21 protein-coding genes and 1 riboswitch are annotated in these 17,813 nt (G+C 43.2%); of the genes, 12 read left to right on the top strand and 9 right to left on the bottom strand.

From position 1 onward, the window contains the following. Positions 1-12: 12 nt before the first annotated feature. The 3 genes from liaF to ACOJQI_RS04685 are packed head-to-tail and all read left to right on the top strand — an operon-like array spanning position 13 to position 2,416. Positions 13-744, top strand: coding sequence for a cell wall-active antibiotics response protein LiaF (gene liaF / locus ACOJQI_RS04675; RefSeq protein ID WP_421383877.1), 732 nt, complete (start codon positions 13-15; stop codon positions 742-744). After that, the gene (locus tag ACOJQI_RS04680; protein ID WP_421383878.1) at positions 741-1,787 is read left to right on the top strand and encodes a sensor histidine kinase; all 1,047 of its coding nucleotides are present in this window, start codon (positions 741-743) and stop codon (positions 1,785-1,787) included. The genes liaF and ACOJQI_RS04680 overlap by 4 nt, the downstream gene beginning before the upstream one ends. Continuing rightward, positions 1,784-2,416 (top strand): response regulator, encoded by a 633-nt coding sequence (locus ACOJQI_RS04685; RefSeq protein ID WP_421383879.1) that lies wholly within the window; start codon positions 1,784-1,786, stop codon positions 2,414-2,416. Before ACOJQI_RS04680 ends, ACOJQI_RS04685 begins: the two co-directional genes overlap by 4 nt. Before the next feature lie 51 nt (positions 2,417-2,467). Here the strand turns inward: ACOJQI_RS04685 and ACOJQI_RS04690 are convergent, their stop codons facing one another. Beyond that, the gene (locus ACOJQI_RS04690) at positions 2,468-3,844 is read right to left on the bottom strand and encodes an amino acid permease (RefSeq protein ID WP_421383880.1); all 1,377 of its coding nucleotides are present in this window, start codon (positions 3,842-3,844) and stop codon (positions 2,468-2,470) included. 183 nt (positions 3,845-4,027) lie between these two features. Between ACOJQI_RS04690 and ACOJQI_RS04695 the strand changes: the two genes are divergently transcribed. Further along, positions 4,028-4,603 (top strand): flavin reductase family protein, encoded by a 576-nt coding sequence (locus ACOJQI_RS04695; protein ID WP_421385393.1) that lies wholly within the window; start codon positions 4,028-4,030, stop codon positions 4,601-4,603. Between the two features lie 33 nt (positions 4,604-4,636). On the opposite strand, the gene ACOJQI_RS04700 is transcribed toward ACOJQI_RS04695, so the two are convergent. Continuing rightward, a complete protein-coding gene (locus tag ACOJQI_RS04700) occupies positions 4,637-4,924 on the bottom strand; it encodes a hypothetical protein (RefSeq protein WP_421383881.1) in 288 nt (95 codons plus the stop codon). A 160-nt stretch (positions 4,925-5,084) separates the two neighbouring features. On the opposite strand from ACOJQI_RS04700, the gene ACOJQI_RS04705 reads away from it, so the two are divergent. Beyond that, a complete protein-coding gene (locus ACOJQI_RS04705; protein ID WP_421383882.1) occupies positions 5,085-5,546 on the top strand; it encodes a GyrI-like domain-containing protein in 462 nt (153 codons plus the stop codon). A gap of 24 nt (positions 5,547-5,570) precedes the next feature. On the opposite strand, the gene ACOJQI_RS04710 is transcribed toward ACOJQI_RS04705, so the two are convergent. The 5 genes from ACOJQI_RS04710 to ACOJQI_RS04730 form a co-directional block, all read right to left on the bottom strand. Continuing rightward, the gene (locus tag ACOJQI_RS04710; RefSeq protein ID WP_421383883.1) at positions 5,571-5,780 is read right to left on the bottom strand and encodes a heavy-metal-associated domain-containing protein; all 210 of its coding nucleotides are present in this window, start codon (positions 5,778-5,780) and stop codon (positions 5,571-5,573) included. 159 nt (positions 5,781-5,939) lie between these two features. Further along, the gene (locus ACOJQI_RS04715) at positions 5,940-6,512 is read right to left on the bottom strand and encodes a beta-class carbonic anhydrase (protein ID WP_421383884.1); all 573 of its coding nucleotides are present in this window, start codon (positions 6,510-6,512) and stop codon (positions 5,940-5,942) included. A 25-nt stretch (positions 6,513-6,537) separates the two neighbouring features. After that, positions 6,538-7,110 (bottom strand): hypothetical protein, encoded by a 573-nt coding sequence (locus ACOJQI_RS04720; RefSeq protein ID WP_421383885.1) that lies wholly within the window; start codon positions 7,108-7,110, stop codon positions 6,538-6,540. Continuing rightward, positions 7,107-7,781 (bottom strand): cobalamin B12-binding domain-containing protein, encoded by a 675-nt coding sequence (locus ACOJQI_RS04725; RefSeq protein WP_421383886.1) that lies wholly within the window; start codon positions 7,779-7,781, stop codon positions 7,107-7,109. Before ACOJQI_RS04725 ends, ACOJQI_RS04720 begins: the two co-directional genes overlap by 4 nt. Positions 7,782-7,993: 212 nt before the next feature. Continuing rightward, positions 7,994-9,814: a solute:sodium symporter family transporter gene (locus tag ACOJQI_RS04730; protein WP_421383887.1), complete on the bottom strand. Its 1,821-nt coding sequence runs from the start codon at positions 9,812-9,814 to the stop codon at positions 7,994-7,996. Positions 9,815-10,008: 194 nt separating this feature from the next. Continuing rightward, positions 10,009-10,055, top strand: a riboswitch (PreQ1 riboswitch). A gap of 110 nt (positions 10,056-10,165) precedes the next feature. Here ACOJQI_RS04730 and queF point away from each other — a divergent pair. From queF to ACOJQI_RS04765, 7 genes are all read left to right on the top strand, one after another. Next, complete coding sequence (gene queF, locus ACOJQI_RS04735; protein WP_421383888.1) at positions 10,166-10,663, top strand: preQ(1) synthase; 498 nt, start codon at positions 10,166-10,168, stop codon at positions 10,661-10,663. A 12-nt stretch (positions 10,664-10,675) separates the two neighbouring features. Next, positions 10,676-11,305, top strand: a complete 630-nt coding sequence (locus ACOJQI_RS04740) for a queuosine precursor transporter (RefSeq protein WP_421383889.1) — start codon at positions 10,676-10,678, stop codon at positions 11,303-11,305. A 199-nt stretch (positions 11,306-11,504) separates the two neighbouring features. Next, positions 11,505-12,353, top strand: coding sequence for a YitT family protein (locus tag ACOJQI_RS04745; protein ID WP_421383890.1), 849 nt, complete (start codon positions 11,505-11,507; stop codon positions 12,351-12,353). 211 nt (positions 12,354-12,564) lie between these two features. Beyond that, entirely contained in the window at positions 12,565-12,684 is a 120-nt protein-coding gene (locus ACOJQI_RS04750; RefSeq protein WP_338067944.1) for an RAxF-45 family protein, read from the top strand. A 190-nt stretch (positions 12,685-12,874) separates the two neighbouring features. After that, positions 12,875-14,761: a ribosomal protection-like ABC-F family protein gene (gene abc-f, locus ACOJQI_RS04755; protein WP_421383891.1), complete on the top strand. Its 1,887-nt coding sequence runs from the start codon at positions 12,875-12,877 to the stop codon at positions 14,759-14,761. Positions 14,762-14,838: 77 nt separating this feature from the next. Continuing rightward, positions 14,839-15,039 (top strand): hypothetical protein, encoded by a 201-nt coding sequence (locus tag ACOJQI_RS04760; protein WP_421383892.1) that lies wholly within the window; start codon positions 14,839-14,841, stop codon positions 15,037-15,039. 152 nt (positions 15,040-15,191) lie between these two features. After that, positions 15,192-16,274, top strand: coding sequence for a nitric oxide synthase oxygenase (locus tag ACOJQI_RS04765; RefSeq protein WP_421383893.1), 1,083 nt, complete (start codon positions 15,192-15,194; stop codon positions 16,272-16,274). Positions 16,275-16,308: 34 nt separating this feature from the next. Here ACOJQI_RS04765 and ACOJQI_RS04770 read toward each other — a convergent pair whose 3' ends face one another. Both ACOJQI_RS04770 and mreBH read right to left on the bottom strand, forming a co-directional pair. Next, positions 16,309-16,536 carry a hypothetical protein gene (locus ACOJQI_RS04770; protein WP_421383894.1) on the bottom strand — a complete coding sequence of 76 codons (228 nt, stop codon included), beginning with the start codon at positions 16,534-16,536 and terminating at the stop codon, positions 16,309-16,311. A gap of 248 nt (positions 16,537-16,784) precedes the next feature. Beyond that, a complete protein-coding gene (gene mreBH / locus ACOJQI_RS04775; RefSeq protein WP_421383895.1) occupies positions 16,785-17,792 on the bottom strand; it encodes a rod-share determining protein MreBH in 1,008 nt (335 codons plus the stop codon). Positions 17,793-17,813 lie beyond the last annotated feature (21 nt).

The following is a 17,813-nucleotide window of genomic DNA, read 5'->3' on the forward strand; positions in this document are numbered from 1 at the left end:
GAGGATTCCCCCATGTTAAATAAATTCAGGACCGAAAGATTCAGCTGGATTCTGCTGATCGGCGTCATCATGCTGCTGTTTGAAATGTCCTTTTATGATGGGGGAGTTGTTTTCTTTCTACTTATTACGGTGATGTGCATATATTTAGGAAGAAAAAGGCTTCCAAGAACCTCAGGGAAGATATTGTTTTGGGGTGGAGTCATCAGTTTATCGCTGACCATTCTTAACACTATGGCTTTCCGGTTCTTTTTACTGGCCCTCTTAGTGATGGTCATCCTCAGGTTTGCTGATTCAAAGAAGAATCCGTCCAAGATTGAGCCGCAAATCAATCAGACCTTCCATGACGGGGAAGAACCGGTGTATATCAAGAAAGCCAACTTGCAAAATGTCTGGTTCGGACGTCAGAAAACACCTGAACATGTTTACGAATGGAATGACATCAATATCCAAGGCGGTATTGGCGATACGGTCATTGATTTGGGGAATACGGTGCTGCCGAAAGGGACATCGGTCATCTCGATCCGCCACATACTGGGGAATATTGTCATTCAGGTTCCGTATGATATTGAAGTAAGCGTTCATCATAATGGCCTGGCTGGCGCCATCACTATCTTTGACAGAATGGAACCAAGATCATTTAATCAGTCTGTTTATTACCAAACAAGCGAATATGATCATGCTCCGCAGAAAGTGAAAATCATCACATCTTTGGCTGTGGGAGATCTCGAGGTGAAAAGAGTATGAGCATTCTTAAACGCCAGGTTCTCTACAGCCTTACTTTGTCAATCGTTTTGCTGATCGTGTTTACAGTCATATTTACCTTCATTTTTCCTCTTCCCGATTGGCAATTCTTTATTAGAAAAGAGATCATGGACATACCACTTATCGTTTACATTCCGGTCATAACCATCATACTGGGAATGACAGGGGGCATCTGGACTGCTCTGCCTTTGAGGAAAAAACTCTACGATATTCAGTCCGGCATCACGAATTTAGAGCAGGGGCGGCCTATCGAATCCGGTAAGTTGTTCAACATTGCAGAATTAACAGGGTTATGGAATGGACTTATAAAAATTCAGGAACAAATCAATAAGAGGACAAAGCAATCACAAAAGCTGGTCAATGAAAAAGTGGAGGAACAGGAGAAGAGAATCCAGGAAATTGTCTCTCAAGAAAGAAACCGGCTTGCACGGGAACTTCACGATTCAGTCAGTCAGCAGTTGTTTGCTGCTTCCATGATGATGTCTGCCATCACCGAATTAAGATCTGAGGAAGCAAATCCAACAGAGTCGAAACAGCTGAAGATGGTTGAAGGGATGATCAACCAGTCACAGCTCGAAATGAGGGCGCTGCTCCTCCATCTGAGGCCTGCCGCTTTAAAAGGAAAGACCCTTCAGGAAGGAATTAAAGAGCTGTTAGTGGAATTATCTAACAAGGTGCCGATGGAAGTGGACTGGAAGGTTGAGGACATCTTCTTGGATAAGGGGATTGAAGACCATTTGTTCAGGATTCTGCAGGAATCTGTTTCGAATACGCTGAGGCACTCCAAAGCGACTTCTTTGGAAGTCCTCTTGATACAACGGGATTCCCTCGTCATCCTGAGAGTTATGGATGATGGAGTCGGGTTCGACAGTGAAAAAGAGAAAACCGGATCATATGGTTTGCAGAATATGCAGGAACGCGCATTGGAGATCGGCGGTTCGCTAAAGATTGTCAGTGTACCAAACAAAGGGACCAGGCTTGAAGTGAAAGTTCCAATGGTGGAAACAGAGGGTGATAAAGAATGATACGAGTTCTATTTGTTGATGATCATGAAATGGTAAGGATCGGGGTGTCTTCTTATTTGACGGCCCAGCCGGATATTGAAGTGGTGGCGGAAGCAGATGATGGCAGTACAGCCATAGATCTTGCACTCCAGCATAAACCTGACATTATTCTGATGGACCTTGTCATGAAGGAGATGGATGGCATCGAAGCCACCCGGAGAATCATTGAAAAGTGGCCGGAAGCAAAAATCATCATCGTAACGAGCTTCCTTGATGATGATAAAGTGTATCCTGCTTTGGAAGCTGGTGCAACAAGTTACATGCTTAAAACATCTAAAGCCAGCGAAATTGCCGATGCTGTTCGCGCCACCTATCAGGGCCAAACTGTTCTAGAGCCGGAAGTCACTGGCAAAATGATGATGAAAATGAGGGGGAGGAGCACATCTCAGCCTCATGAAGAGTTAACCAATCGGGAAATGGAAATCCTTCTGCTCATGGCTGAGGGTAAAACGAATCAGGAAATAGCTGATGATTTGTTCATCGCCTTAAAAACCGTCAAGACCCATGTAAGCAACATTCTTGGCAAGTTGAATGTTGCCGATCGTACCCAGGCGGTCATCTATGCTTTCAAACATGCGCTTGTGGAATAAAGCAAAAAGCTGTCTCATTCAGGCTGTACCTGATGTGACAGCTTTTTTTCTTTATCCGCTGGACTGATGTTCCTTGTTCCACTTCTTCTTTTTCATGATAAAGGCAGCGATGGCAATCAGGGCAACAAGCAGAAGGGAGATAAAGAAACCGAGGCGTATTTCCTTTTCCATTATTGTTCCGGTTACAGCTGCCAGCAGCAGGACCATTCCAAAGATGGCAAGGATTTTTGCCCACATTTTATTTTTAAGGATCTTCAATCCGGAAAAAATGATGAATGCCCAGTTATACAAGATTAAAATTCCTGCAGCAGTTGTGATGTATTCATAAATTTTTCCCGGCACAATCAGTGCTGTAATGACCGATAGCAATAGGCCGGCAGAAGCCAACCCCAGAGAAGGAAGCGGAAGCTTTTTAAATTTCTCCAGCTTCTTGGAAAACAGCTTGGGAGCATCTCCGTCTTTAGCCATTGTCACCAGCAAATTGGTTACTCCGAAGAGAGCGGCAGTCATGGTGGAAAATCCTGCAATAATGATGGCACCATTGAAGACGTGAGGGAAAAACTTCAGATTCGTACCATTCAGAGCTGTAACGAATGGGCTTTCATCCGCTGTGAATTTATCATGATTCACCAAAAGTACAGCACATCCAAGGGAAAGGACATAAATGACCAAAAGCAAAATAAGCATGATTTTGCCGGCTTTAGGAGCATCCTCCTTATTTTTAAGCTGCATGGCCATCAGGCCGATAACTTCAATTCCCCCATAAGCATAAAACGCATAAATCAAAGAAGACCAGAATCCTTTGAACCCCTCAGGAAAAAGCTTCCCCATTGACGCAGGGAATGCCGGTTTGCCATCCCCGCCGTTGATCCATCCAAACAAGACTGCTGCGGCAAGGATGATAAACATGATAATGGCTGCAGTTTTAATGACAGCTAAAATATCTTCTACCTTATCGAAACCTTTCGTCCCGAGTAAAACAACGAAAATGGACAGGATCGCATAGCCGGCAGCAAACACCCAAAGCGGTACCTTTTCAAACCAGAACTGGGAAAGAAGCGACAGGGCCATCAACTGGCTGCCCATGATTAATATGTTAGAGGACCAGTAATTCCAGCCGCAGCTGAAGCCGGCCCATTTGCCGTATGCTTTTTTAGCATAATAACAGAAAGAGCCTTCCTGGGGATCTTCCGCAGTCATTTTCGCTAATAAGTTAAAAACAATATAAGTCCCGATTGCCGCTAATATAAAAGCAAAAACAATGGAAGGGCCGGTATGCTTGATTCCGATACTGGAGCCTAAAAAATAGCCTGTCCCGATTGTACAGCCGACACCGGTAAGGGAAAGCTGCCACCATTTTAAATCCCCTTTCTGTGAACCGCCTTTGCCTTGGCTTCCACTGCTGGTTCCACATCCTGCACTGCTCATAAAAAAATCCTCCTTCAACAACATTCGGACATATGTACAACCCTATATTGTGCATAACAGAAATTTTATATTTGAGGAAATATAATCCGTAGATGAAAAGAATGTTGTTACTGTTTCATGCAAAATGGCAATTGAGCATAAAAGTGACAGATATTTCCGAAGTGTGTGATAATAATGATTGAGGTGATTTCGTTGAGAACAATTCAAGAAAAAACAGTCATGCACAGTTATCCGGGAATGGTTGCTTTGGTGACGGTTTCCCATGAGGGTGAAGATAATATTATGGCGGCCGGCTGGCATTCTTATATCTCCTATGAACCACCGATTTATGGGGTGGCAATCGGCAGGGAAAGGCATACCTATCAGTTGGTGAAGGAAGCTGGTGAATTTGCAATAAACTTTCTCCCGGCTCAATATGCTAAGTTTATACAGGAAGCAGGAGTGTATTCCGGCAGGGATCTGAATAAATTTGATGCTGGAGAAATGGATTTTGAGCGTGGTAAATCCACAAATGCTCCAATTCTAAAAGAAGCGTATGTAGCATACGAATGCAAGACAATCGATGTTAACTCTTATGGAGACCATGATTGGTTTGCCGCCGATATCACAGCCTTTTATCGGGATGACGAACTTTTCAATGAAAAAGGGCTGCCTGATTTCAAGAAGCTCTCCATTCCGCTATATTTAGGAAGATCACTTTATGCTGTAATGGATGAAGCAGTGAAAATAGAAGACCATGTAGTGAAAGAAAAAAACTAAGAGCCGGATTATCAGCATATCCGGCTCTTAGTGTCACTCCATTCCAGGAGCTTTTTTAATTTCTAGGTATAGGATAAATGCGGTGACGGCGTGCGTGACAATCCGTACATAAGGAAAGAAGTTTGTAAAAGAAGCGGCGATTCCAAACGCACTTCCGAGTATCGGTTGATTTTCAGATCGGGAAACCATTAAAACACAACCATGCCAAACAGCAATGAAACAAAGGTAAAAAGGCATCAGTTCAGAAGCCACACTTCCGAAGATAGGGAGTGCGAGAAATGCTTCAATAGAGAAAGACAGCCATTTTATGCGCGACAGCAAAACAACCACCTCCTTCTCACTACAATATGAAGAAAACAGGGAAGTGGTGTATTGAAAATGACCGAACAAGTAAAGATATTTTTAGGCCATTATCTTTTCCATAGTTTTTATTGGGGAAATTGTGGGAAATAATTACATATCAAATGTAGGAGTGGTGTGCATGAAGCCGAAAATTATCCGAAAAGAGGGATTTAAGGCACTTGGCCTGAAGTGGCAGGGAACGTTTGAGGAAGCTTCTAAAGGCGGAATTCAAAAACTTTTCCCTGAATTAAAAGCTGTTTCCGATGGGATAGAAAATAAAGCAGACCCTGGCATTGTCATTGGGCTGTCTTATCACAATTTGACCGGCGGGCTCACGTATTACTTATGCCATGAAGTAAGTGAAATCGGAGAAATCAGGTATGGTCTTGAAATTATCGAAGTGCCTTCATATACATATGCTGTATTGGAACATGAAGGTCCAGAGATCATGGAGTCTTATCAGCTGTTATACAGCTGGATAGAGGGGCAGGGATTTAGTTTGGACCAGCAGATCCTTGAACATCTTGAGGAGTACTCTGCTGAATATGAACCACATCAAGATGAACTGAAATCAATCATTCATATTCCAGTTAAACAATAAAAAAGAATCCCGGAGGATTCTTTTTTAAGTTGCCTGATAACCATTCTGCTGGATGGTTTGTTCGACTTCCTGGCGGGAAATCTGACTGGCGTCATAGGTGATTTTTACTTCACCGTCTTCAGTGTCCACCAGTGCCCTTTCAACACCATTCAATTTCAGCAACATGTTCTCCAAGTCTTGGATGCTCCCGCGTTCTGAAGCCCCTTTTACAAATAGAGTCATTTCTTCAGCCAAGGTGATTCTCCTTTCTTTGATGATTCTACTAATTGTATATATACCCCAACTTAGCCGAAGTAATTCCTGCATGACATATTCGTGCTCAAGTCACTAATTTGAATCGGGGAGTAATTAAAAAGAACAGCCTGGAGCCAGGCTGTTCTTTGTTTCGGTTTTTTATTTTCCGGCCAGTTCATAGCCTGAAGCTACAAGGTCGAGTTTCCCTGTAGAAGGATCGATGACAAGTCCGTGAACGGGAACTTCATCATGCATCAAAGGATGATTGCGGATCATATCCACACTGTGAGCCACACTTTCTTCTACACTTGAAAATCCTGTCAGCCACTGATCGAGGTTGATACCGGCATATTCCAATGTATCGAAAGTATCTTCAGTGATTCCTCTTTCTTTCATGCTTTCTTTAACTTTCTCGGCATTCATTCCACTCATCCCGCAGTCGTGATGACCGATGACCAATACTTCATCAGCCTGCAGTTGATAAACGGCAACCAAGAGGCTTCTCATGATGCTCCCGAAAGGGTGGGAAACGACTGCACCGGCATTGCGGACTATTTTCACATCACCGTTTTTCATGTTGATAGCTTTTGTAACGAGTTCAACAAGTCTGGTATCCATGCAAGTCAAGATGACGAGGCGTTTATCAGGAAACTTTGTAGTGATATAATCCTCGTACTTTTTTTCAGAAACAAACTTTTCATTAAACGTCAGAATATCATTCAAAAGAGCCATTATGTAACCTCCATCTTTCATTTGGTCAATTTAATTTTATATTATTTTTCAGTGTTTCTTCAATTCTCATACATCGCTCAGCCAGGTGTTTATTAACAGGTGAACCAGCTTCCAAATCAGATTGCAGCTTTTTCAACTGTTTTATTGCTGACTCGATGTCCTTTTCCTGCTTACGTATTTGATCGGCAGCGGAATCTAAATGGAAGGAGCTGGGATGCAGCTGCTTTTGAAAAGTATCTTTCTGGTTGGGATTCCAAAGCTGCTTCTGTATTCTGTCCAATTTTTTTGAAACATCTGTGTAATTGGATGCCTTGCTGATAAGGGCAACAACATACTGCTGTTTTATTTCAACGAATTGAAAGTACACATCATACAAGTCAGGCAAGCCTGAATCTGCGTTTAGCTTTATATTGATTTCCAGTGTCCCTGAGGAATGCCGGTGAAAGTATTTTGAAAACTTTGTCGAACTTTCCTCTTCAATTATATCGAGAAAACTCGGCCCCTGCATCAGTTTAGCTCCCGCTGATGAGGCATCAAGGATGTTAAGTTTGGCGTCCAGTACAAAGAGCGGGACAGGGATATAATAAATATCTATCATGATACGCCACCTTCAGGCAGGGCAGATTCAGTTTTTCCGGGTGTACTTAATGCAAAGGATTCTATGTCCCTCAGATCATTGCATAATAGTACATTTTCCACCCCGAAGTCCTCAAGATTATAAAGGGATACTACCCGACCGCCTACTAGAATTGGAATATCTTTATCTAGCGCATCAATCATATTTAAACAAATCTTCAATTTGGGCAGCAGAGGTGAAAGGGAAACCGAAATCCCTATGGCATCAGGTTCCCATTTGTCTATCGTCTTAATAACTTCTTCTGTCGGAACACTTGATCCGAGGAATTTAACATTCCATTTGTATTCCCTGAAGACATCTGAAACCATCTTCAAACCAAGGGAGTGCTGTTCACCTTCAAGGCAAAATAAGAGAATGGAAGGGGATTTCTTCAATAATTCAGGATGTAAAAGCTGATACCTGAGCTGCGTCATTAGATAGTCGATGCTTGCTGTCGCCAGGTGTTCTTCTGCAACTGTAATTTCGTTTTTCTCCCACAGAAGACCCACTCTTTCCATGACCGGCTTTAATATCTTTTCATAGAAATCTATAGTTGTATGTGACAGATCACGGTTTTCCTGGTACCACTTATGGATTTCAGGGAGGTCACCGGCAATCGCCATTTCAGATAGTTTTCTCACTTGTTTTTGCAAAGGAGACACTCCAGTAATTTGACTTGTATCTATCTTATCATGAATCTGATTAATATACCTATTCTAGTACGTTATGCCGTAAATGAAAAGCTTTTACAGCAATATGAGGATTTTTATACTAGATAATAGAATGAAAATGCAAATTAAGAGAAAATATCCCAGCAAACGAAAAGGGTATCCCGGACTTTCAAGTTCCGGGATACCCTTCGTTATCAGCTTTCATTTTTCGTTGAAAAAGCAGGTGTTAATTTTTTGACAGCCTGTTTTACCTTCGACGGTGCTGCCTTTGTATATCCTTTTTCAAGATAGCCGGCATACTTTTTGTTCCAATGCTTTAATGCGGCAGCAATGAGAAGTACGGCAACTATCACGATTCCCAGGATGGCCGGCCAGAAGACGGCAGAAACAACTCCTGCGCTGTAGGCAAGACCGATAGGAGAGAATATGACATACACAACAGCCACACTGGAAAGCAGTATGATTGACATTGGCAGAGCATACTTCCAAGGTGTCATGGCGACCTTGGCATCGGCCTGATAATGATAAGCCTTTTCAAGCGGTTTCCATTTACCGATTACAATCATCATCGCTACTTCAATTGCAAAAAGAATTCCGTAGATATGAATGAAGTTTATGCCAAGTTCAAACCCAAACAATTGATTTGTTCCCCATACAAGCATGTAATAAGTAATCACATGGAAGATGATGACTGTTTTGGCTGCAACAGAAGGGATGCGTTTAGATAGGACCCCTACGAGCAGAATCACGACGATCGGGATATTGAAGAAACCGGTAAAACGCCTGATCAGGTCCCATAGGCCTTCGGTTGCATTCATCAGCATAGGAGAAATGGTCATGGAAATGACAGCCAGCAGTGTACCGAATTTTTTACTGACGGATATCAGCTGCTGATCGTCAGCAGCTTTATTAAAATGCGGCTTGTAAATATCAAGTGCAAACAGGGTTGCTGCACTGTTCAATAAGGAGTTGAAAGAACTCAGGACAGCCCCAAGGAGAACAGCGAGGAAAAAGCCGGTTAAGTAGCTCGGCAGGATGTTTGCTATCAGCGTAGGATACGCCAAGTCTACAGACCTTAATGAGTCTCCGTATAAATGAAACGCAATGACGCCGGGAATCATCATCATGAATGGAACGAGCAGTTTATAAAAACCAGAGAAGATGACCCCTTTTTGTCCCTCGGCAAGATTCTTTGCACCAAGTGTCCGTTGAATGACATATTGATTCGTCGCCCAATAGAAAAGGTTGGCAAAGATCATTCCGGTAAAGATGGTCGAAAATGGAACCGAATCCTCACTGGAGCCAATCGAGTTTAGTTTCTCAGGGTTGGTTGTTGCCACTTCTTTCATGCCCCCTATAAAGTTTCCGTCCCCAAGGGCAAAGAATCCGAGAATCGGAACAAGGATACCGATGATGAGAAGCCCAATCCCATTTAATGTATCTGAGACAGCTACTGCCTTTAACCCTCCAAAAATAGCATATACTGCTCCGATAATTCCGATGACCCAAATGACAAGCCATACAGATTGGGTGTAACTGATGCCGAGCAGATTTGGAACATCAAAAAGTTTCAGGACAGCAAGAGCCCCGGAGTAGAGCATTGAGGGGATGGTCACAAATACATAGCCAAGCATGAAGAGTACAACGGTATACTTGCGGACGCCTTCATCATAGCGCTGGCTCAGGAACTCAGGCAGTGTTGTAAAACTTCTGCCAAGGTATTTCGGCAAAAGGTAGAGAGCCATTATTATGATGGCAAAGGCGGCAGTTACTTCCCAGGCCATATTCGACAAGTTGGCACGGAATGCCTGACCGTTCAGTCCAACCAGCTGTTCTGCCGATAAGTTTGTAAGCAAGAGGGAACCGGCGATGAAAGTCCCGGTCAATCCCCTGCCGGCAAGGAAATATCCATCAGAATCATTGACGGAACCTTTCGTCTTTATGTATGAGATCCATGCGACAAGTCCCATGAAAAAGAGACAAGAGATGATGGTGAATGTTAACCCGTTAAACATGAATTTTTTCCTCCGTATCAGTTGGTATTGTAGAATAATATATATCCAGCGGATGAGAAGTTGAAACCTATATTTAACAGCAGTGAGAGTAAAGAACTATTATTTTATAATTGTAATCGTTTTCTTTTTTGTCTGTTGACAATTTTATCAGACTGCCATACTATTATAGTTGTTAAATTAAATAGTTTCCTATCGCAGGAGAGGTTCATAGCCCAAACCCTCTATAAAAAACTATGGATGAGACTTACATTCGTAACCATATCCATGCCGGATATGGTTTTTTGTTTTTCTCACCGGCAACTTTGGCTGTGAATTCTCCTTATAGGTTTTATAAAAGAGGAGGATTTTTTTATGTCTGGAAGAAAAGATGAAGAGCTTCAAGATGTAACATTACTGGGGAATCAAGGGACTGAATATTTATTTGAATACGCACCGCAAGTGTTGGAAACGTTTGATAACCAGCATCCAAACAGAGACTACTTTGTGAAACTCAACTGTCCCGAGTTTACTAGTCTTTGCCCAAAAACAAGGCAGCCTGACTTCGCGACGATCTATATCAGCTATATCCCTGATATCAAGATGGTCGAAAGTAAGTCATTGAAACTGTACTTATTCAGTTTCCGCAATCATGGAGACTTCCATGAAGACTGCATGAATATTATCATGAACGACCTGATTGAATTAATGGATCCCCGTTATATAGAAGTTTGGGGCAAGTTCACCCCTAGAGGCGGGATTTCCATCGACCCTTATTGCAATTACGGCAAACCAGGGACTAAATTCGAAAAAATGGCAGAACACCGGATGATGAACCATGATCTTTACCCGGAAACCATTGACAACCGCTAAGGAGGCTGGAGAATGCTTATCTATTTAAACTCCCTGTTCGTCGGCCTTTTGATTCTATCCAATATATTAGCGGTAAAACTTTTTAGTATAGGTGAATGGGCAGTCCTGCCGGCTGCGGTCATCGTCTATGTATTCACATATCCCATCACAGATGTCATCGGGGAAGTGTACGGAAAAGATGCCGCCCGGTCCACTGTGCGGGCCGGCCTTCTGACACAGGTATTTGCCCTTATATTCATTGCTGCTGCCATTAATCTGCCAGCTGCCCCTTTCTTCGGGATGCAGGGTGAGTTTGAAGCCATCTTAAGCGGAAGCTTCCGCATCACGCTGGCGAGTTTGATTTCATATTTTATCAGCCAAAACCTGGACGTTTCTGTGTTTCATAAATTGAAAGCCAAGCATGGATCTGACAAACTATGGCTGCGAAATAACTCTTCAACGCTGCTGAGCCAGCTTGCCGATACGACGATTTTCATCACCATTGCATTCTTTGGTACAATGCCGATGGGAGCTTTGCTTGGATTAATCGGAACACAGTATCTATTTAAGCTGGTCGTGGCGATCATCGATACCCCGATTGTTTATCTGCTTGTACGTTTTGCACGGAAAGAGAAGGACCGCAGTATGGGTCTTGCCGGATAAATGTTTTAGGACCATCCTTATGGGTGGTCCTTTTTTAGTGTACTTTCGTTATTCAGTAACTTACCAATGTAAACCTTTGCAATTTTTTCAATAGTTAAACCTTATCTATAACCCTTTACAAAGGTATTTATGACCTATATAATCCCGTTGTCTGTGAAAATAATAATCTATTCATTTTATATAAAAGGAGGTTGCAGTGATGCGAAAAAAGCTAATGTCATTTTTGCTTATGAATCTCGGTGCTTTTTTTGTTGCGGTGAATGTCCATTTCTTTCTTTCACCTAATAATTTGGCAACAGGGGGAGTCAGTGGTTTATCGATCCTGCTGAATTCTGTCATGCCGGGCATGTCGATTGGGATGTTCATGATTTTGGTCAATATCGTTTTGTTTATCGTTGGTATCATCTTTCTTGGTTTCAGCTTTGGGGCAAAAACGGTTTATGCAAGTTTTGCTCTTTCCGGCTATGTTTGGCTGCTTGAAACAGTCGCGCCATTGAAGGCGCCGCTGAGTGAAGATATTCTCATTCAGCTGATCATCGGACAATGCATCGCTGCAACCGGTATGGCACTTGTGTTCAATCAGAAAGCTTCAACCGGTGGAACAGATATCATCGCCATGATTCTCAACAAATATTTCAATATCGAAATTGGCCGGGCAGTGCTGTTCTCTGACTTGGCGATTGCCCTGTCTTCCACATTCCTGTTTGGAACACAGGTCGGGATGTATGCATTCTTCGGTGTTATCTTGAACGGGCTTGTGATTGATTACACGCTTCAGCAATTCAACACGAATAAAGAAGTGGTCATCATCAGCAAGCAGAGTGATGAAATCCGCACGTACATTGTCAAAGAGCTTGGCAAAGGTGCGACCATCCATACGGCAAAAGGTGCTTTCACATCGGACAGCAAAGAAGTCATCACAACCATTCTTGGCAGGAAGGATTTCTCCAGGCTGAAAAGTTTCATAACCGAAGTGGATAAGACAGCATTCATCACGGTTCACAATATGAATGAGATACTTGGCCAGAACTTCAAGCGCCTTGTATAAAAGAAGGGATTCGCTCCAGGAGAGCGGATCCCTTTTTTAGATAAGAATTCTTTAGTACTTTAAAGCGTGAAGAGGGACTGTCCCTCTTCACGCTTTAAAGTGTTAAAGTCTCTGGGCAAACAAACCAATTTTTCAAAAAAGCCTTGAATAAAGTTTTCAAAAAATTGTATACTATAGCTATACTTATGATTTTAAGGAGGTGTGTATTGAGATGAAAAGTTCTGTCGGGTTGCACGGTCAATTTTTAGAATATATCTACATTTGTCGTGCGATTTTTCATGGTTTTGCTTTCAACGGGATACGTATGCCCTTTTTTAGCAATTCCATATAGAACAGAACGGTAAGAGGTCTCAATACCCACACTTTTATAAAAACGGGGGGAGAGCGCGTCACGCTTTCCTTTTTTTATGCCCGAAATTAAAAGCCATGGTATAAGGTCTTTCTTATACATGGCTTTTTTATATGCTCTGAGATCCCCTTACTCATTAATAAACAATGAGACTGGAAAGGATAGAGAAAAAATGATTATATGCAGTGTACAGCAAATCAGCAAAATGTTCGGAGGAAATCTGGTATTTGAAAATTTATCTTTTGAGGTTCATGAAGGAGACAGAATCGGCTTTGTAGGCCGTAATGGAACAGGGAAGACGACTGTATTCAAATTGATTGCAGGTGTTGAACAGCCTGATACAGGTGAAATTCATACGAAAAAAGGGGCGAAGATCGGCTACTTATCCCAGATTCCACAGTATGATGACAGCACAACAGGGCTCGACGTACTGAAGTCTGCGTTCCAGGATCTTATTGAAATAGAAGAAAGATTAAAGGAATTGGAAAACAGGATGGGTACGGAACAGGACTCCGAGAGACTTCAGCGGCTGCTGGAAGAGTATGGCCCGCTTCAGGATAAATACACGCTCGGAGGCGGGTATGAAATGGAGCCGGAGATGGCAAAAGTCGCCAATGGGCTTGAAATAACCGGCCTGCTTGGAAAACAGTTCAACGCCCTCAGCGGCGGGGAGCAGACAAAGGTCTGTTTAGGACTGATCCTGTTGAAAAAACCGGATCTCCTCTTGTTGGATGAACCGACAAACCACTTGGATATCGGGGCTGTGGAATGGCTTGAAGGATTCCTGAAAGAATACAACGGCTCGGTAATGGTCATATCGCATGACCGCTATTTCCTTGACGAAACAATCAACAAAGTCATTGACTTGGAAGATGGAGAGGTTTGTCTGTATCACACAAACTATTCGCAGTTTGTGAAGGAGAAAGAAGAGAAGCTGCTTCTGGAATTTCAGCAGTATCAAGAGCAGCAAAAGAAAATCAAAAAGATGAAAGAGGCCATTAAAAGGCTGAGGGAGTGGGCAAACCAGGCGAACCCGCCAAATGCTGCACTTCATAAAAGAGCAAGAAACATGGAGCGTGCCTTGGAACGAATGGAGAAACTGAAGCGCCCGGTCCTTGAGCGAAGGAAAATGGGGCTGGAGTTTGAAAACAGCGACCGCAGCGGCAAAATGGTTTTTGCAATGAAAGATGCCGGAAAGTCATTCAGCGGCAAAACCCTGTTCAAAGAAGCATCTCTTGATGTTTATTTTAAGGACCGGACAGCAATTGTGGGTAAGAATGGAACAGGGAAATCAACCATCATTAAAATGCTATTGGGAGAACTGGAGCAGGATGAAGGGGAGGTCAGACTGGGAAGCAATGTGAAGACAGGTTATCTGTCACAGCACTTTACCGCAGCCGATCCGAATATAAGATTGATCGATGCGTTCCGGGATGAAGTATCCGTAACGGAAGGAGAAGCCCGGCATATCCTGGCAGGCTTCCTGTTTTACGGGGGAGCTGTTTTCCGTAAAGTCGGCCAGCTCAGCGGAGGGGAAAAGATGCGGCTCCGGCTGGCACAGTTGATGCATCAGGATATCAACTTCCTCGTTTTGGATGAGCCGACGAACCACCTGGATATCGATTCCCGTGAAGTCCTGGAAGATGCGCTGGAAAGTTTCAACGGAACGATACTGGCCGTTTCGCATGACAGATATTTTTTAAATAAATTGTTTGAAAAAACGTATTGGGTTCAAAATGAGAAGCTGTATTTCTTCCCAGGCAGTTATTCGTGGGCAAAAGAAAAGATGGATGAGTTGGGATTAAAAGAGGAACCGGCCAGGCAGCCCAAAGAGCCGGTCAGCAGGGGAATTACTGTAAAAGCAAAGGCAGATACGCACTCTGTTTCCTTGGAAAGCCTTGAAGAGGAACTGCTCGTCATTGAAGCAGAGATCTCTTCCATAGATCAGCTGCTTTCATCCGAAACAGACCTCGAACGCCTTCAAAAGCTCTATGCAGAAAAAGAGCAGAAGGAAATAGAAAGAGATGAAAAATATGCCTCACTTGAATTGCTGCTTTGATGGCGAGTGTGCTTCATAAGTTTCGGAATTTCTCTATGAGGGAATAACCGGACTAAAAGGACTGGAGGTTTGCTATCATGGAAGAAATACCTGGAGGAAACAGAAGAGAGACACTCGATGAAATTCATGAGATATTGGTGGATGGACTTCAACGAGAGCTTCATCCTGATGAGAACAAGCTGATTACAGAGTGGACAGCAGGCTTCAATCATGAGGAGAGAGCTACCATCATCAATATGCTGAAAGAATTGCTCAATAAGCATAAAAGACATGATTAAGCTTGGAAGGGCCACAGTACATTGCTGTGGCCCTTTTTCATAGTGGAGTATCCCTTCAGGTATCTTTGTTGATAAATGAACACATAACGATTAATAGAAGGGGACATTGGAATGATATAATCGTGTAAAGATTACATTGAGAGGAAGTTTAGATGTCGAAGCTACTTGAAGAAGCTCTTTCATTTATAGATATTTGTTATAAGGAATTGGGGAAAACACCAGAGCAAACCGAGATGAGAATACGAGAAGTTAAAGAAGAAATCGAAAATAGAGAAACCTATACTCATACTTACGAAGAGTTGGAACATGGGGCAAAAATGGCATGGCGAAACAGCAACCGCTGCATTGGCAGGCTGTTCTGGGACACCATGCATGTCAGGGATGCGAGAGATGCTGCGACCGAAGAAGAGATTTTCACAGAGTTGGAACAGCATCTAAAATACGCCTCCAATAATGGGAAAATCCGCCCGACCATCACCATCTTCCGACCTTCGATTTCCGGTGAGCCTGATATAAGAATCTGGAACCACCAATTAATCCGATATGCAGGGTATAAAAATGAATATGGTGTAACAGGAGACCAAGCTTCTCTTGAGATGACAAACAAATGTGAAGAACTTGGCTGGAAAGGGAAGGGAACTCATTTCGATATCCTCCCTTGGGTGGTTCAAGTTGGAGCACGTGAGCCCCGATGGAAGGAAGTCAATCTTGATCATGTGCTTGAAGTGCCGCTGCATCATCCCGAGTACGAATGGTTTCAAGATCTTGGTTTAAAATGGTATGGAGTACCAATTATTTCTGATATGAGGCTTGAGATAGGGGGTATATCCTATAAAGCAGCCCCTTTCAATGGATGGTACATGGAGACGGAGATCGGTGCGAGGAACCTGGCGGATGAATACCGCTATGACATGCTGCCGAAAGTGGCAAGCTGTATGGGGCTTGATACTTCAAGGGCGTCCACCCTGTGGAAGGACAAAGCGTTGATTGAGCTGAACATTGCTGTATTGCATTCATTCAAGGAAGCGGGAGTAAGCATTGTTGATCACCACACGGCTGCCCAGCAATTCAAGGTCTTTGAAAACAAGGAGAAACAATGCGGCAGAGACCTGACGGGAGACTGGACGTGGCTCATTCCGCCTGTGTCACCGGCAGCCACCCATATTTTTCATAAGGGATATAAGAACGAGTGGAAATCGCCCAATTATTTTTATCAGGAGAAAGCCTTTAATTGAGGCTTTTTTTCTTTTTTGATGCCAACCGGGACATCTATGGTGAAGTGCTTTTCCTGACAACCATGAAATATTGAAACCAGTATCTGAACTCATCAAAAAGCGGCTGGTGGTCATGGAACGAAAAGTGCTCAAAGAAGTCCTCCAGATCCTCGGTACCGGCATCATCCAGCAGGCCTGAGACATAGATCGGATACTGAAACCGTCTATAAAGGTCGTTGTATCCGTAAAAATCAAATAGGTCTTCCATTTGCTTTTCTTGCATGAACTTCACCCTTTCCGTCTACTGTTAATAGTATGAACGGAAGGCAGGAGCCCGATTCTTTATTTTGGTAAAAAATAGTTAGAAGTACAAGCACGTGTTCAATCATTACATACAATGTACCATGAAGAACCTCCTTTCATCTTCATGACCGGCTGCGGAACGCTGTGCAGCCGGTTTTTTGTTTACAATGAAAATCAATAAAAAAGCCTTGGAAACCAATATTGATTTCCAAGGCTCGGGCAGTAGCGTTATTTTGCCACTTTTTGCAATTTATGAATAACAGAAAGTGAACGTCCAGTTCCGATTGCCACTGACTCTAACGGATTAGGAGCAAGGTGGACAGGAACCACAATTTCCTCAGACAGCCATTCCTGCATGCCGCCAAGGAGCGCTCCCCCTCCAGTGAGAATGACTCCCCGGTCCACGATGTCACCGCTAAGCTCCGGAGGACAGTTTTCCAGTGTAGCGCGGATCGTTTCTAAAATGTGAAGAAGGGATTCTTTCAGAGCTTCCTGGATTTCTTTGGAGTCCAACGTAATCGTTTTAGGAAGTCCTGTCACAAGGTCACGCCCACGGATATCCATTGTCAGGGTTTCATGCTGAATCAAGGCGTAACCGATTTCCATCTTCACTTTTTCCGCCGTACGTTCACCTATCAGAAGGTTGTACTTCTTTCGGACATGCTGAACGATATCTTCATCCATTTGGTCACCGCCAATACGGATTGTATTGCAGGAAACAACCCCGCCGTATGAAATGATCCCCACTTCAGTCGTTCCACCGCCGATATCGACAATTACATTGGCTACAGGCTCATCGACAGGCAGGTCAGCACCAATCGCAGCGGCCACAGGTTCTTCAATCAACGTAACGGACTTAGCTCCGCTGCCTTTGACAGCATCCTGAATCGCCCTCTTTTCAACAGAGGTTGCACCTGAAGGCGTACAAACCACGACACTCGGCTTTCTGATGGACAAGCCCATTTGTTTACTTGCCTTTTTCATGATCTGTTTCAGCATTTCAGTCGTTACATCAAAATCTGCAATAACCCCATCTTTCAATGGTCTCACTGCCACGATTTTTCCTGGTGTTTTACCGATCATGCTTTTGGCTTCTGTCCCGACAGCCAGAACGTTCTTTGTTTCCGTATCAATTGCCACAACGGACGGTTCGTTAAAAATGATTCCTTTATTCTTACTGTAGACCAGGATATTAGCAGTACCTAAATCAATACCGATTTCCGAATTTGAAAGCATTTGTATTCCTCCAACTATTAT

Origin of the sequence: Bacillus salacetis (assembly GCF_049177075.1) — a bacterium.
Lineage (GTDB): Bacteria > Bacillota > Bacilli > Bacillales > Bacillaceae_B > Rossellomorea > Rossellomorea salacetis_A.

Bases quoted from the DNA above. Each gene is read 5' to 3' on its own strand.
- ACOJQI_RS04760 (WP_421383892.1), top strand. From the start codon at position 14,839: ATGGAAGAAATACCTGGAGGAAACAGAAGAGAGACACTCGATGAAATT.
- ACOJQI_RS04685 (WP_421383879.1), top strand. From the start codon at position 1,784: ATGATACGAGTTCTATTTGTTGATGATCATGAAATGGTAAGGATCGGG.
- ACOJQI_RS04715 (WP_421383884.1), bottom strand. From the start codon at position 6,512: ATGGCTCTTTTGAATGATATTCTGACGTTTAATGAAAAGTTTGTTTCT.
- ACOJQI_RS04765 (WP_421383893.1), top strand. From the start codon at position 15,192: ATGTCGAAGCTACTTGAAGAAGCTCTTTCATTTATAGATATTTGTTAT.
- ACOJQI_RS04680 (WP_421383878.1), top strand. From the start codon at position 741: ATGAGCATTCTTAAACGCCAGGTTCTCTACAGCCTTACTTTGTCAATC.
- ACOJQI_RS04720 (WP_421383885.1), bottom strand. From the start codon at position 7,110: ATGATAGATATTTATTATATCCCTGTCCCGCTCTTTGTACTGGACGCC.
- ACOJQI_RS04730 (WP_421383887.1), bottom strand. From the start codon at position 9,814: ATGTTTAACGGGTTAACATTCACCATCATCTCTTGTCTCTTTTTCATG.
- liaF (WP_421383877.1), top strand. From the start codon at position 13: ATGTTAAATAAATTCAGGACCGAAAGATTCAGCTGGATTCTGCTGATC.
- ACOJQI_RS04745 (WP_421383890.1), top strand. From the start codon at position 11,505: ATGCGAAAAAAGCTAATGTCATTTTTGCTTATGAATCTCGGTGCTTTT.
- ACOJQI_RS04770 (WP_421383894.1), bottom strand. From the start codon at position 16,536: ATGCAAGAAAAGCAAATGGAAGACCTATTTGATTTTTACGGATACAAC.
- queF (WP_421383888.1), top strand. From the start codon at position 10,166: ATGTCTGGAAGAAAAGATGAAGAGCTTCAAGATGTAACATTACTGGGG.
- ACOJQI_RS04690 (WP_421383880.1), bottom strand. From the start codon at position 3,844: ATGAGCAGTGCAGGATGTGGAACCAGCAGTGGAAGCCAAGGCAAAGGC.
- mreBH (WP_421383895.1), bottom strand. From the start codon at position 17,792: ATGCTTTCAAATTCGGAAATCGGTATTGATTTAGGTACTGCTAATATC.
- ACOJQI_RS04705 (WP_421383882.1), top strand. From the start codon at position 5,085: ATGAAGCCGAAAATTATCCGAAAAGAGGGATTTAAGGCACTTGGCCTG.
- ACOJQI_RS04750 (WP_338067944.1), top strand. From the start codon at position 12,565: ATGAAAAGTTCTGTCGGGTTGCACGGTCAATTTTTAGAATATATCTAC.
- ACOJQI_RS04740 (WP_421383889.1), top strand. From the start codon at position 10,676: ATGCTTATCTATTTAAACTCCCTGTTCGTCGGCCTTTTGATTCTATCC.
- abc-f (WP_421383891.1), top strand. From the start codon at position 12,875: ATGATTATATGCAGTGTACAGCAAATCAGCAAAATGTTCGGAGGAAAT.